Annotated in this window: 12 protein-coding genes and 2 pseudogenes; 8 read left to right on the top strand and 6 right to left on the bottom strand. The window is 60.5% G+C overall.

All coding sequences use genetic code 11. The annotated features are described in order from the left end of the window. Positions 1–85: pseudogene (locus NKI95_RS23735) on the top strand (IS5/IS1182 family transposase); the annotation flags it as partial. On the opposite strand, the pseudogene NKI95_RS23740 reads toward NKI95_RS23735, so the two are convergent. The 3 genes and pseudogenes from NKI95_RS23740 to NKI95_RS23750 form a co-directional block, all read right to left on the bottom strand. Then, positions 77–943: pseudogene (locus NKI95_RS23740) on the bottom strand (NADP-dependent oxidoreductase); the annotation flags it as partial. The pseudogenes NKI95_RS23735 and NKI95_RS23740 sit on opposite strands and share 9 nt — an antisense overlap. Continuing rightward, a complete protein-coding gene (locus NKI95_RS23745; RefSeq protein WP_352719744.1) occupies positions 921–1,895 on the bottom strand; it encodes an alpha/beta fold hydrolase in 975 nt (324 codons plus the stop codon). The gene NKI95_RS23745 and the pseudogene NKI95_RS23740, both read right to left, overlap by 23 nt. A gap of 86 nt (positions 1,896–1,981) precedes the next feature. Then, on the bottom strand, positions 1,982–2,797 hold the full coding sequence (locus NKI95_RS23750; protein WP_352719602.1) for an oxidoreductase: 816 nt from the start codon (positions 2,795–2,797) through the stop codon (positions 1,982–1,984). A gap of 103 nt (positions 2,798–2,900) precedes the next feature. On the opposite strand from NKI95_RS23750, the gene NKI95_RS23755 reads away from it, so the two are divergent. Beyond that, on the top strand, positions 2,901–3,485 hold the full coding sequence (locus tag NKI95_RS23755; RefSeq protein WP_352719604.1) for a TetR/AcrR family transcriptional regulator: 585 nt from the start codon (positions 2,901–2,903) through the stop codon (positions 3,483–3,485). Positions 3,486–3,497: 12 nt separating this feature from the next. On the opposite strand, the gene NKI95_RS23760 is transcribed toward NKI95_RS23755, so the two are convergent. Beyond that, positions 3,498–4,496: a LacI family DNA-binding transcriptional regulator gene (locus NKI95_RS23760; RefSeq protein WP_352719606.1), complete on the bottom strand. Its 999-nt coding sequence runs from the start codon at positions 4,494–4,496 to the stop codon at positions 3,498–3,500. A gap of 197 nt (positions 4,497–4,693) precedes the next feature. On the opposite strand from NKI95_RS23760, the gene NKI95_RS23765 reads away from it, so the two are divergent. From NKI95_RS23765 to NKI95_RS23790, 6 genes are all read left to right on the top strand, one after another. Further along, on the top strand, positions 4,694–5,734 hold the full coding sequence (locus NKI95_RS23765) for an ABC transporter substrate-binding protein (protein ID WP_352719608.1): 1,041 nt from the start codon (positions 4,694–4,696) through the stop codon (positions 5,732–5,734). A 127-nt stretch (positions 5,735–5,861) separates the two neighbouring features. Then, positions 5,862–6,899, top strand: a complete 1,038-nt coding sequence (locus NKI95_RS23770; RefSeq protein ID WP_352719609.1) for an ABC transporter ATP-binding protein — start codon at positions 5,862–5,864, stop codon at positions 6,897–6,899. After that, positions 6,896–7,783, top strand: a complete 888-nt coding sequence (locus tag NKI95_RS23775) for an ABC transporter permease (protein ID WP_352719611.1) — start codon at positions 6,896–6,898, stop codon at positions 7,781–7,783. Before NKI95_RS23770 ends, NKI95_RS23775 begins: the two co-directional genes overlap by 4 nt. Beyond that, positions 7,776–8,567, top strand: coding sequence for an ABC transporter permease (locus NKI95_RS23780; protein ID WP_352719613.1), 792 nt, complete (start codon positions 7,776–7,778; stop codon positions 8,565–8,567). The genes NKI95_RS23775 and NKI95_RS23780 overlap by 8 nt, the downstream gene beginning before the upstream one ends. An 80-nt stretch (positions 8,568–8,647) precedes the next feature. Beyond that, complete coding sequence (locus NKI95_RS23785) at positions 8,648–9,502, top strand: phosphorylase family protein (RefSeq protein ID WP_352719615.1); 855 nt, start codon at positions 8,648–8,650, stop codon at positions 9,500–9,502. Positions 9,503–9,961: 459 nt separating this feature from the next. Further along, complete coding sequence (locus NKI95_RS23790) at positions 9,962–10,381, top strand: hypothetical protein (RefSeq protein ID WP_352719617.1); 420 nt, start codon at positions 9,962–9,964, stop codon at positions 10,379–10,381. A 138-nt stretch (positions 10,382–10,519) separates the two neighbouring features. Here the strand turns inward: NKI95_RS23790 and NKI95_RS23795 are convergent, their stop codons facing one another. Beyond that, complete coding sequence (locus tag NKI95_RS23795; protein ID WP_352719619.1) at positions 10,520–11,545, bottom strand: aldose epimerase family protein; 1,026 nt, start codon at positions 11,543–11,545, stop codon at positions 10,520–10,522. Between the two features lie 80 nt (positions 11,546–11,625). Continuing rightward, entirely contained in the window at positions 11,626–13,083 is a 1,458-nt protein-coding gene (locus tag NKI95_RS23800; protein ID WP_352719621.1) for an NAD-dependent succinate-semialdehyde dehydrogenase, read from the bottom strand. Between the last annotated feature and the right edge of the window lie 88 nt (positions 13,084–13,171).

A 13,171-nucleotide genomic window follows, 5' to 3' on the forward strand; every position in this document is an offset into this window, starting at 1 on the left:
CGACAAACTGGCAGCCAACTTCCTCGCCATGATCCAACTCGCCTCAATGCGACTGTGGCTTCGCGCTTATGAGTCTACGGCCTAGTTGATCGCCCTGCGCCCACATGAAAAGGAATGAAAACTGCACCCCGCGGCGCTTGGCTTTGGCCCGAATTCCGCGGCTGAGTAGGCGCAGCACCAGCCTCAGCATCAAATTCAGTCCCTTTTCCCTGGCAAATTCGGGATCCGGTGGACCGGAGATGGAGATGAGCTTGCCACCCGGTTTCAGCACGCTCAGGGATTTTTCCAGTGTTTTGGCGTCCTGGCTGTTCAAGACAACGTCGTAGCCCGACAGAACTTTCTCGAAGTCGTCTTTCCTGTAGTCGACGACGACATCGGCGCCGAGACTTTTGACCAGATCGGCACTCGCCGCGCTCGCGGTTGTCGCAACGGTCGCGCCGAGGTGCTTGGCCAACTGAATAGCAAATGTCCCGACGCCGCCGGAACCAGCCTGAATGAAGACCTTCTGTCCCTTCTTCAGGTTTGCCCTTTCGATGAGCGTCTGCCAGGCGGTGAGACCAACCAGGGGAATCGACGCCGCCTCTTCCATACTGAGATTCGCAGGCTTCAAGGCTACGTCGGCTTCATTCACGGCAATGAATTCGGCGAATGTCCCAATCCGGCCATCGCGCGGCCGCGCATAGACCTCGTCGCCGGCTTTGAACTTGCCGACCTTGGATCCCACGCGAACAACCTTCCCGGCCACGTCGTGGCCCAGGATGAAGGGCCGGTGATAGGGCAGGATTAGTTTAAATTCTCCGGTTCTGACCTTGGAATCGAGCAGGTTCACCCCTGCGGCATGGACCTCGATCAGAACATCGCTGTCCTGGAGCTCCGGCTCCGGCATTTCGGCCAGCCGCAGGGTGCCCTTTTTATTATACTTATCGACAACGAATGCCTTCATGGCAGTTACTTTCTAAGAATGTCTGTTGCTGTTCGGGACGAAACAAGCCGAACGTTTTCAGCGCGTAGCCGCCCTGCGGCAAGGCCTCAGCCTCGAGGAAGGATAGGGCTTTCGGGACAAAATCGGCGTAGTTCTGAAACACCCCGCCATGCCCGGCATCCGGATAGATAACCAGATGCGCCCCAGGGATACGCCCGGCGAGATCGTAGGTATTGCTGCTCGGCACCATCCTGTCCTGGTCGCCATTCGCAACCAAAGTGGGAATGCGGATGGCGCTCAGGTCTTGTGGCGGCTGCAGCCCGTAGGCCTTGATCGCCTTGAGTTGCGCGCCGAACGCGCTGAGCGATACCGCCTTGTCCCGGTTATTCCGGCGCTCCTTCAGCCGTCCCAGAAACGCGTTTGCGGCGCGGCGCCCATTCGGCGTCCTTGTGAAGAAGAGATAGTATTTCGGATCCCGCAAAGTCAGTGCGCCCTTGATCATGTCCACGATCGTCAGCTGCGTCACCTTGTCGATGCCTTGCCCACCGGCCGGCCCCGTGCCAGCCAGGATGAGTTTGCGCACAAGCTTGGGCTCAGTCAGCACAATCTCCTGCGCCACGAAGCCGCCGAGTGAAAAGCCGAAGAGATCGACTTCTTCGAACCCCAGCGCCCGGATAAAGGCGATTGCATCCCGCGCCATGCCGGAAATGGTCGACGGAGTTTTGCCTCCCGAAGCGCCGACCCCGCGATTGTCGAAGGCAATCACCCGCCGGGTCGCAGCGAGGCCATCGACAATGCGCGGATCAAAATTGTCCAGCTGAGCAGCCAGATGGTTGAGCAGGATCACCGGCACGCCCGCCCTGGGCCCGAGTTCCCTGTAAGCAAATGCTGTGCCGCCGACATCGATCGAGAGCGTTGGCGCGTCCTGGAATAATGCCGGTGAACGCTGCGACCGATTGGATGTATGTGTCATGTTTGGCGCCTCCGTCTCGTAGGGCCTGGCCAAATGTGTTGTGGTTGCTAGTCGCATGTGCGTGAAATCCTCTGGCTCGCTGTCGTTCAGACCGGCAGTCGGAACTGCTGGCGCAGGCTCTTGTCGAAAATCCCCGCGGGGGCAAAGCGGCGCAGCAGGCTGACCTGGCGCGCTGCCTTGCCAGCGGTATAGCGCCGTCGCGGACGGGCATCGGTCGCTGCCTTGACAACCACATCCGCCACCACTTCCGGCCGATCGGCCTTGGGCATCACATCGCTCAGCAGCGCCTTGAGCCCGGCTCGAGCCCGATCGTATTCCTTCAACAGCGAATCCGGCTCGATGCCGTTCTGGTCGAAGACGGTGCGGACGAATGCCGGCTCGATGACGGAAACGCGGACGTTGAAGGCGCGCACCTCGTGGTCAAGCGATTCCGAATAGCCCTCGAGCGCGTGCTTGACCGCCGAGTAATGAGCTGAGTATGGCGCGGGTACCAGTCCCAGAATCGAGCCGATATTGATGATGCGCCCTTCGCCGCGCCGCCGCATCGACGGCAACACCGCATTGGTCATCCGCATGACGCCGAACAGATTGACGTCGAACAGGGCTTGTACCTGTGCCACCGAGGATTCCTCGGCGCCGCCTAGCAGGCCGACACCGGCATTGTTGACCAGGAGGTCGATCCGGCCGGTCTGCGCGAGCACGGTGGCAACGAGCGCATTGACGGCCGCATCATCGGTCACGTCGCATGCCAGCATGGTCACTCCATTTGGGCCATTACTGGTCTTGCGGCGACTTGTCCCGAAGACAGTGAAACCCGCCCGCGCCAAGACCTCGGCGCTGGCGCGGCCGATGCCCGAGGAGGCTCCGGTCACGATTGCGGTTTTTTCAGAATTCCCATTCATTTTTGATGTTCCAGGTTCGAGAGGTCTAGCTTATTTCCACGAATTGAATTATGGTCGTAATATCAGATTATGAGCATAATGCAATAGCAGGACAGGAAAGACCATGCGCTACGAAAAGGGCCGAAAAGACGCGTCACGCAGCCGGATCATGGAGGTCGCCGCCGAACGTTTTCGATCTGACGGCATCGCGGCGTCCGGGCTGGCAACCATCATGAGCGACGCCGGGCTGACGAACGGCGCCTTCTATCCGCACTTCCAGTCCAAGGCGGAGCTCGTCCGTGAAAGCGTAGCGGCGGCCTTGGACGCTCAGTCGCATCAAGTGCAGGAAGCATTGGCCGCCGGCGGCCCGGAAATGGCCATAGAGACGTATCTGTCGGCCGAGCACCGGGACAATCCTGGAAAGGGCTGCGCTTCGGCCGCGTTGTTGCCGGAAATCGCGCGGCAGCCGCCTGAAACGCGGGCCCTCTACGCCGAGCGCATTCAATCCCTGGTGCGCCAGATAGCCGAAGCTCTGCCGCCGACCAATGATCCCGAGGCCGCTGCGTTGGGCATGTTTGCAACGCTCATCGGCGCTCTTCAACTCGCGCGCGCCGTGGAAGGGACGGAATTGTCGGATCGCATCCTAGCGGCGGGAGCAGATGCCGCGAAAGCGCTGATCCGGCCGGTTCAAGACAAGGTGGCCTCCTGAGGGCAGCCCGGACTATTCGGCCGGCTCGAATCTGCCTTGCACCAAGACTGTCTCCACCGGCCCAAGCGGATTGATGATCCGGCTCTCCAGGACTTCGATAAGTTTGCGTCCAACACCAGCCATATCCACGGAATGAACTCCGATCTTTGCCGGCAGGAAGCGTGCCAGCCGCGTGCTGTCACGGGTGACGATGTGGACGTCGCGGCCTGGTGTAAGACCCCGCTTGCCGAGAGCGTGCAACGCTCCCAGAAGGCCCAGTTCGTTGGCGCACGCCAGGCCCGTTGGCGGATCCGACGACGCCAGCAAGCGATCGAACCAGCCTGCGCTCGATTCCATGGTGAACATGCCATGACCGATCAGCGATGGGTCGATCGGAATACCGGCCTCGGCCATTGCCCTTCCATAACCGGAAAGACGCATGGCGCTCGCCTGGTCCTCCGGAACGAGAAGTTGCAGCGCAATGCGTCGACAGCCCTTATCCATGAGCCGCCGGGTCGCCTCGTAGGCAATCTGTTCATTGTCGACATCGACATAGGGATACGCGATATCCAGGTCGGTTCTTCCAAACGCGACGAATGGCATGCGATTATCCAGCAGCAGCTTGACGCGCGGATCAGCCGACACCAGGCGTGTGATGATCAGGCCGTCTGCGCTGCGCGCCTGAAGCTGCCGCTGCACACTCTCAACGGGATCGTCGTCGGGAGTGGTGGAATAGATGGACAGACTATAACCGGCTTGCCGCGCCGCCAGCGTCATGCCTTCGATTAAAGGAAGCTTCAACAGATCGGACAGATGGTCTCGTGTTTCCATCGGGAGTACGGCAGTCAGCGTCTGCGTTCGACCGGTTTTGAGCGCGCGACCATGATGATTTGGCAAATAGCCGACCCGCTTAGCCGCCTCCTTGACGCGGGCTATGGTCGAGGGCTGCACTTCCGGCCCATCCTTCAGAGCGCGGGACACCGTGGTCACCGAGAGGGAAAGTTCCGCGGCGATCTGCTTTAGATTGGCCATTGTTCGCCCGACTTCATTTGCGAAAGCGCCGGCTGATTTTGCTGACCGCCAACGTTACCGGATTCGACATCCCGGTCAATCCAAACTCCCGTAGGAAGCAGCTTGACTCCAGCGTATTCAGGTGCAATCGTAACGTTACGATTACAAAATAATGGCTCTTTCAAGCGATATTCCATAAAAGTTGGGGAGGAGAACCTATGTCCTGGCTACGCATTTCCTTAACAGCATTCGCAATCTCGGCTGCCCTGCCCGTACATGCGCAAACGGTCACCATCACGACCGCAGGCGGCGACTATGGCAACGCCATAAAGGAAGCCATGTGGGGCCCCGCTGCAAAAGAGCTTGGCTATGATGTCCGCGAGGAGACGCAGAGCGACGGCCTGGCCGCCCTGAAGATGCAGGTTACCTCGGGTGCAGTCACGACCGATATCGTCCACCTGGGTTCGCCGGAAGGCGCGCAGGCTGCCGCACAGTCGCTGCTTGAGCCACTCGACTACAAGATCATCGATCCGAAATCCGTGCCGGAGGGTGCAAAGTCCGACTACTGCTATCCGTTCGACTCCTATGGCACCGTCATGTCGTGGAACACCAAGACCTATGGCCAGAACCCGCCGAAGACGTGGGCGGAATTCTGGGATGTTGCCAAATTTTCTGGCCGTCGCGCGTTGCGCGCCAATGCGCAAGACTCGATCGAGATCGCGCTTCTCTCCGACGGCGTGGCACCGGCGGACGTCTATTCCGTGCTCAGCACGCCGGAAGGGCTAGAACGCGCCATCAAGCGGCTTGAAGCGATCAAACCAGATGTCGCCGTGTGGTGGACCTCGGGAGCTCAATCCGCGCAGTTGCTGAAAGACGGTGAGGCGGATTTGGTCATTACCTGGAACGGACGGGCCCAAACCGTGAAAGCAGATGGCGGCGCGGCTGACTACACGTTCAAGGGTTCGGTCATCGGCACGGACTGTCTTGGGGTGCCGAAGGGAGCGCCGAACAAGGAAGCCGCGATGAAGCTCATCGCAGCGATGACGCAGCCCGCGCGCGTTGCCAAGCTGACCGATTTCATTGCCTACGGCCCAGTCAATCCTGCGGCATATGAGGGTGGCCTTATTCCCGAGGACCGTCTGAAGACCCTTGCGACCGCGCCTGAAAATGCTGGCACTTCGGTGTTTTCCAATTCAGAATGGTGGGTCAAGAATGGCGAGGCTGCCCAAAGAGCCTTCGATGAAATGATGGCCCGCTGACTCTCAGCTCTAATGCATGTCGCGCAAAAATGTGCAGCGCGCGACAACGACATGCATGAAAACAAGAACCTAAAGCGTATCGCGCGAGGCCGGTCGAACGCGACGCGCTTCAAGGCTGGAGCATATGATGAAGTCGCTCGCGATCACCATCGAAAGCGTGCACAAGGCTTATGGGTCCTACGTCGCACTGGATGATGTTTCGCTCGACATTCAGGCTGGCGAATTCCTCACGCTACTAGGGCCATCGGGATCGGGCAAAACCACGTTGCTCATGGCTCTGGCCGGTTTTGTCCGGCCGGATTCCGGTAAACTTTTCTTGGGCGACCGAGACATCACCCGCCTGCCGCCCAACAAACGAGACATCGGCATAGTATTCCAGAATTACGCCTTGTTTCCGCACATGAACGTCCTGGCGAACGTCGCGTATCCGCTGGTGCTGCGCAAGATACCGAGAGCGGAGGCGCGTCAGCGGGCGCTCGATACCTTGGCCCGCGTGAAGCTGGATGGTCTGGCGGAGCGCAATGTTGCCGCACTATCCGGCGGCCAACGTCAACGGGTGGCATTGGCGCGGGCTATCGTCTTCGAACCGCGCGTGATGTTGATGGACGAGCCGCTGTCGGCGCTCGACAAGAATCTGCGCGAGACCATGCAGTATGAGATCCGGCGTCTGCATGATCATCTAAAGATCACCACAATCTATGTGACCCACGACCAGCGCGAAGCGCTGATTATGTCTGACCGGATTGCGGTGATGAATTCTGGCCGCATCCAGCAGATAGATACGCCGCAGCGGATTTATGATCGTCCATCGACCCGCTTCGTCGCGGAGTTCATGGGCGAGGCTAACATTGTGGCCCCGGGCTCAGCGCGCAGAATCGATGGCGCCGAAGCATCACGCGAAACTCTGATGATCCGCGCCGAAAGCTTCCATCTTGATGCGAAGCTCGTCGGGGGAGACGGAGTGGCTCTCGAAGGAATACTGCGCGCCAAAGCGTTCCGCGGCGAGAACTGGCTTTTGACGCTGGCGCTTGACGGCGGGCAAGAGGTTCTTGTCTGCATTCCGGCAGCGCTGGCCGGCGGCTGCGCCGAGCTTGCCGCCGGTCAGCGGATGATTGCATATGCACCAGCAGCGAAGGTACACGCGATACCGGGAGCGATGGCGTGACCGTCGTCCGGGATCCGGCGCTCGCGGCGGATGCGCGGCGCGAGCGGCGGTTTTTTCTTTCACTTTCGCTCCCGGCGCTGTTCATCGTTGGACTGGCGGCGATACTGCCCATCCTTTGGATCATCCGGCAATCCTTCCTGACCACCGGGGGTGAGTACACCGTCGGCAATTACCAGAAGGTCCTTTCGAGCGGACTGACATGGTCGGCGCTCGTCACGACCCTCGAACTGTCCTTGGGTACGCTGGCGGCCTGCATTGTTCTCGGCACCCCTCTGGCGCTGGCTCTGGCCAGCGTCAGACCAAGGCTGGCCAACGTGCTCATGGCGTTCGTCATGCTGCCGCTGTGGACCTCCATTCTGGTGCGTACCTATGGTTGGCTGGTGCTCTTGCGGCGCGATGGCCTGATCAACGCGGCTTTGACCGGTTCAGGCCTGACGGCGGAGCCATTGCCGCTGGTCTACAACTTCACGGGAACGCTCATCGGCATGGTTCACTACATGCTGCCGCTCTTTCTGCTGCCTGTTTATGCTGCGATGCGCGATATCGACCCAAATCTCATTCGCGCGGCAGCGAGCATGGGAGCCACTCTCAGGCAGGTCGTCCGCACAGTCATTATGCCGCTTTCGGCGGGCGGCATCTTCTCGGGTTCGATCATCGTCCTCATCTACGCCATAGGTTTTTTCATCACGCCGGCGGTGCTTGGCGGCGGCAAGGTAAATCCGCTCTCTACCCGGATCGAGCGTACACTATCGACCTTTCAGGACTGGGGGTCGGCGAGCGTCCTGGGCATTCTGCTCCTCGTTCTTATGGCGCTGATCGGTGTGATGTTGCTGGCGGCACGCCGCCTGATGGCCCAGAACACGGTGGAAGCCTCCCATGCTTGAAGCCTATCCGCAAAACAGGCTCGCCCGCATTTTGCTCTGGAGCTTTGCCGCTCTTGTCATGGCATTTCTGATGCTGCCGACGCTCGTGGTGGTGCCGCTTTCGTTTTCGGCGTCGAATCTCCTCGAGTTTCCGCCGCACGCCTACTCGTTGCGCTGGTATGAGAACTTCTTCGGCTCGGCAACGTGGATGGCTGCGCTCAGAACGAGTTTGATCCTTGGGACGTTGACGGCGTTGATCACGGTGCCATTTGCGCTGCTCGCCTGCATTTCGATGAATCGGCTGGGCGGAAAGACCGCTGCGACGATCCAGAGCGTCCTGCTAACCCCCTCGATCACTCCAGGAATCCTGCTTGCGATCGGCCTCTTCTTTGTGTTGGCTGCACAACATCTGATCGGAACGCTATTCGGTGTGCTGGTCGGACATGTGGTGCTGGCCGTTCCGGTCGCCTGCATTGTGTTGCTACCCGCGCTCGCCCGCTTTGACTGGAACCAGGTTCAGGCGGCGCGCAGCCTCGGTGCAAACTGGGCCAGAGCCATTGGCGGAATAATCGTTCCGCAACTTCGGATCAGCTTGCTGTCGGCGACATTGATGGCGTTCCTGACTTCGCTTGATGAGTCTGTGATTTCGATCTTCGTCGCAAGTGGTCGCAACAGCACGATGCCGAAGCTTATGTTCCTGTCGCTGCGCGATCAGATCGATCCGACCATTGCGGCGATATCGACATTGTGGACCGTCATCGTCGTGGCCGTCGTCCTGATTGTGACCCTTCGCCAAAAGTCCTGACCGAGACTGGAAACATGCCCACCAATCACCACGCAGCCGACGATCTGACGGATCATTCGACCGACATCCCTCAGGTAGGGTTGGCCATCATCACCGGGTCGGCAAACTGGGGGCTTGCCTTCCCGGAAGATGTCGAATTCGATGGTGTGCGCACCTTGCGGCGCGACATGAGTTTTGAAACGCCTTTCGGTCGCACCGACAACTGGAAGCTGCTCGAGTTCGATGCGTCGATCACCGCCGAAGGGAGAGCGAAGCGCGCGCTGTGCATGTATTCGCACGGCAATCCCCGCGACCGTATCGACCATTCCTGCCATCGCCGCGCGTTCTGGGTATTGATGCGGGCGGGTGTACGGCAAGTTCTCGCCTGCTCGACTGTAGGCGCCGTCAACAAGGCGATCCAGCCGGGCGACATGGTGGTGGCCGCCGACATCATCGAACTGACGCAGACCCCGTTTTCACTGCTTCCAGACCGCCAGAGCTTCGACTGTTCGGGCAAGCAAATCGTGTGTCCAAGATGTGCGGCGGTTCTGGTTGAAACGGCCCGCCGTCATTGGCCAGCCGAATGCCGCGTTTATGGCATCGAACAGCAGTTGGTGGCTGCCCATTGTTATGGACCCCGACTGACAACGCCAGCCGAAGCCTTGGCGTATCGGGGCATGGGGGCGGATGTACTCAACCATTCCATCGCCCCTGAGGCGACCCTGTCGCGCGAGATCGGCGCGTGTTTCGTGCCTTGCGCATTCGTGACGGCGGGCTTCAACGACTATATGGATCGCAATCGCCAGAAATTGCTGCAGGAGGACGTGCTGCCCAATCTCTCCATGACAGCCTCGCGGGTCGCCCTGGAGACCGCCGCGCGACTTCCCGCTGACCCGGAATGCTCCTGTCACGGCTTGAAGTCGCCTCAGCCGCAAGAACGCTCCAGCCGGTTCTGAGATAACCCTGGTGCGCCGGATAGCTGAAGCTCTGCCGCCGACCACGGACCCCGAGGGCGCTGCGCTGGGCATGTTCGCGACGCTCATCGGCGCGCTTCAACTGGCCCGCGCCTGGAAGGGACGGAATTGTCGGATCGTGTCCTTACAGCGGGAGCAGATGCCGCAAAGGCGCTGATGCGGGCGGGTTCATGACGAAGTGGCGTCCCGAGAGCCGTGGCCAAGGCCCGCGCAACCGAAGCGCAGGCCGCCATGCTCGAGGCGCTCGCCGCCGCCTAACGGCAAAACTCAATTAGCCACCTGCCGCCAATGGCCGAAATGGCCGAAACCTGTCGTTTGAATTGTCGTCAGAAACCATTCAGAGCACCAGGAGCGGACACGCCGTTGCCATCGGCTTCCGGCCCTTTGGCGTACATTGACTTGCCTCCTCCTTGATGGTTTCTGGTTTCCCGGAGGATCGAGATGGGTCTCTCAGCAGTGGTCTACAAGAGCGCCTCGGCTTTGGAAAAAGAGTTCCCCGGATATCACTTTCGGTGTGAACCGACGTCGGGAGAATGCGAGGTTATTTATCCTGACGGTGCACGAATTCCTCAGGATACCGTAACTGCCTGCGAGCGAAGGTTTGGGAACATCTCTCATATTGGAGTACTAAGGGAGACGATATTTGGATATCTCGGCAAGGGATCGGCTTTGGAGCGGCTTGTTCTCTATTCCGGCAGCCATGCCGGGGACGTGATCAAGGGTGCAAGCTTCGACGACCTTGAAGGAGAACTGAGACTTATCGAATCCAGCCCCGAAGCAGGTGTCAGGGAATTCGCCGATGAATTACTGGCGTTGATCAGCATGGCACGGCTTGAACAAAACCCCATCGTGTTTGTGTGAGCCGCCCAGCGTTGCAATCCTCTCAAACCGCTTTTTGACCCACTTGAGCCGTCGAGTGCAGGTTCGTGAATGTCCGCACTGGGTCAACTTGCGTCGCCAGATCAAAAGGTCCGACAAGAGTTCGAATTCGGTCGTTCGCTAAGGCAGCCTGAACCGGTATTCCGTCACATGATGGTAGATCTGGCCCGGCCATAGCGTGGCTTGCGGGAAATACGGCCGGTTCGGCGCATCCGGCCAGATTTGCGGCTCCAGGCAGAAGCCTGAAAACGCCTTGTACTGGCGTCCGCCCAATCCAGGCGAGGACGGCGCCAGATACTGGCCGGTATAGAGCTGGACGCCCGGCTCGGTGGTCCAGAGTTCCATCTCGACGCCGGAATTCGCCCCTTGCGCCCACGACGCCTGCTTCAGCGGACCGCGCGTCGAGGCGAGGCAGAAGTTCTGGTCGTAGGGGAGCTGCTCGCCTTCGGTCTCCATGCGCAGCGGCCGTGCCTGGCGAAAATCGAAAGGGGTGCCGTCGACCGGTTTGACCGTGCCTGTCGGGATCAGATCCGCGTCGACCGGCAGATAGGCGCCGGCATTCAGCATCAGCCGGTGGTCGAGAATGTCGCCGGTGCCGCCGTCATCCAGGTTGAAATAGGAATGCTGGGTGAGGTTGCAGAGCGTCGGCTCCTCGCAGGTGGCGGTCAGTTCGACGCTGAGCGTGCCGGGGATCTTCAGCCGGTAGGTGCAGGTCACGTCGAGCGCGCCGGGAAAGCCCATCGTGCCGTCCGGGTCATGCAGGGTCAGCGTGACAAAATCCCTGCCATGCAGCGAAACCGCCCAGGCGCGGCGCGAAAAACCTTGCGAACCGCCATGCAGCGTGTGCTTTTCGAGGAAATTTCGCTCGGTCTGGTAGCGTTTGCCGGCAAGCGTGAAGCGACCGTCGCGGATACGGTTGGCATAGCGCCCGACGACAGTGCCGAAGAAGGCGGTATCCGTCTCATAGTGCTCGAAACGGTCATAGCCGAGCACCAATGGCGCCTCGTGCCCGGCCAGGTGCAGATCCTGGATGATCGCGCCCAGGCCGATAATGTTGGCGGTGAGGCCGCCGCCACGGATGGTGAAGCGGCGGACTTCCTCGCCCGCCTGCGTCGTGCCGAAAACCTCGCCGTCCTTCATTGCCATGCTCGCAAGTTCGTTGCTCGATGCCAGCCTGGCCTTCCGAAGCGGCCCAGGATCGTTTTCGGCATTACCGCATGAGGCTTCTAGAGACCAAGTCCGCCGATACAGACATATTTGGTGTCGAGATAATCCTCGATGCCCTGATGTCCGCCTTCCTTGCCGAGGCCCGATTCCTTGACGCCGCCGAACGGTGCCTCAGGCGTGGTGATGAGCCCTTCATTGACGCCGACCATTCCGTACTTCAACCCTTCCATGACCCGGAAGGCGCGGCCGAGATCGCCGGTGTAGAAATAGCAGGCCAGGCCGAACTCGGTATCGTTGGCGAGTGCCACGGCCTCTTCCTCGGTCTCGAACTTGAACACCGGCGCCACCGGGCCGAAGATTTCTTCCTTCATGAAGCGCATCTTCGGCGTCGCATTGGCGATCACCGTCGGCTGGAAGAACGAGCCGCCGAGCGCGTGGCGCTTGCCGCCGGCGACGACCTTGCCGCCCTTGGCGGTAGCGTCGGCAATCAGCTCCTCGACCTTCTCCACCGCCTTCTCGTCGATCAGCGGTCCCTGCTGGACGCCGTCTTCGAGGCCGGAACCGACCTTCAGCCCGTTGCTGGCAGCAGCCAGCTTTTCGACGAACTGGTCATAGATGCCGGCCTGCACCAGGAAGCGGTTGGTGCAGACGCAGGTCTGGCCGGAATTGCGGTACTTGGCGGTGATGGCGCCAGCGACAGCCCGCTCGAGGTCGGCATCGTCGAAGACGATGAACGGCGCATTGCCGCCGAGCTCCATCGACACTTTCTTGACGGTCACCGACGACTTCTGGATCAGGATCTTGCCGACCTCGGTCGAGCCGGTGAAGGTGATCTTCTTGACCAGCGGGTTGGCACAGATCTCGTCGCCGATCTCACCGGCGGCGCCGGTCAGGATATTGATCACGCCATTGGGGAAGCCGACTTCCTCGGCAAGCGCGCCCCAGGCAAGGCCGGAATAAGGTGTCTGCGACGCCGGCTTGACCACGGCGGTACAGCCGGCGGCAAGCGCCGGACCGAGCTTGCGGGCCAGCATCGAGGATGGGAAATTCCACGGCGTGATGGCGGCGATGACGCCGACCGGCTCCTTGGTCACCAGGATGCGGCGGTCCGCCCAGGGTGACGGGACGACGTCGCCATAGGTGCGGCGGCCCTCTTCGGCGAACCACAATATGTAGGACGCGGCCGAGCCGATCTCGCCCTTCGATTCGAACAGCGACTTGCCCTGCTCGATGGTCAGCAGTTCGGCCAGCACGTCCTGATTGTCCATCATCGCGTCGTGCAGCTTGCGCAACAGCTTCGAGCGTTCGAGCGCGGTGGTCTTGCGCCATGTCTTGAAGGCAGCGTCGGCGGCTTCGATGGCGCGGCGGGTCTCGGCCTTGCCCGATTTCGGCACGGTTCCGATCTTGAGGCCGGTGGCAGGATTGTTGACGTCGACCGTCTGGCCTGAATCGGCCTGCACCCATTGGCCATTGATGAGATTGGCCTGCCGCATGAAATGGCTGGTTTTCTGAAGCATGATCTCGCCTCCGTTCGGCACCTGGCGGGCCGGTCGCTGATTTCGTGAATGGACGTGCGCGATAGCATCGCTAGAGCCACTGCTCTTA

Source organism: Mesorhizobium sp. M0306, from assembly GCF_040321655.1.
In the GTDB taxonomy this organism is placed as follows: domain Bacteria; phylum Pseudomonadota; class Alphaproteobacteria; order Rhizobiales; family Rhizobiaceae; genus Mesorhizobium.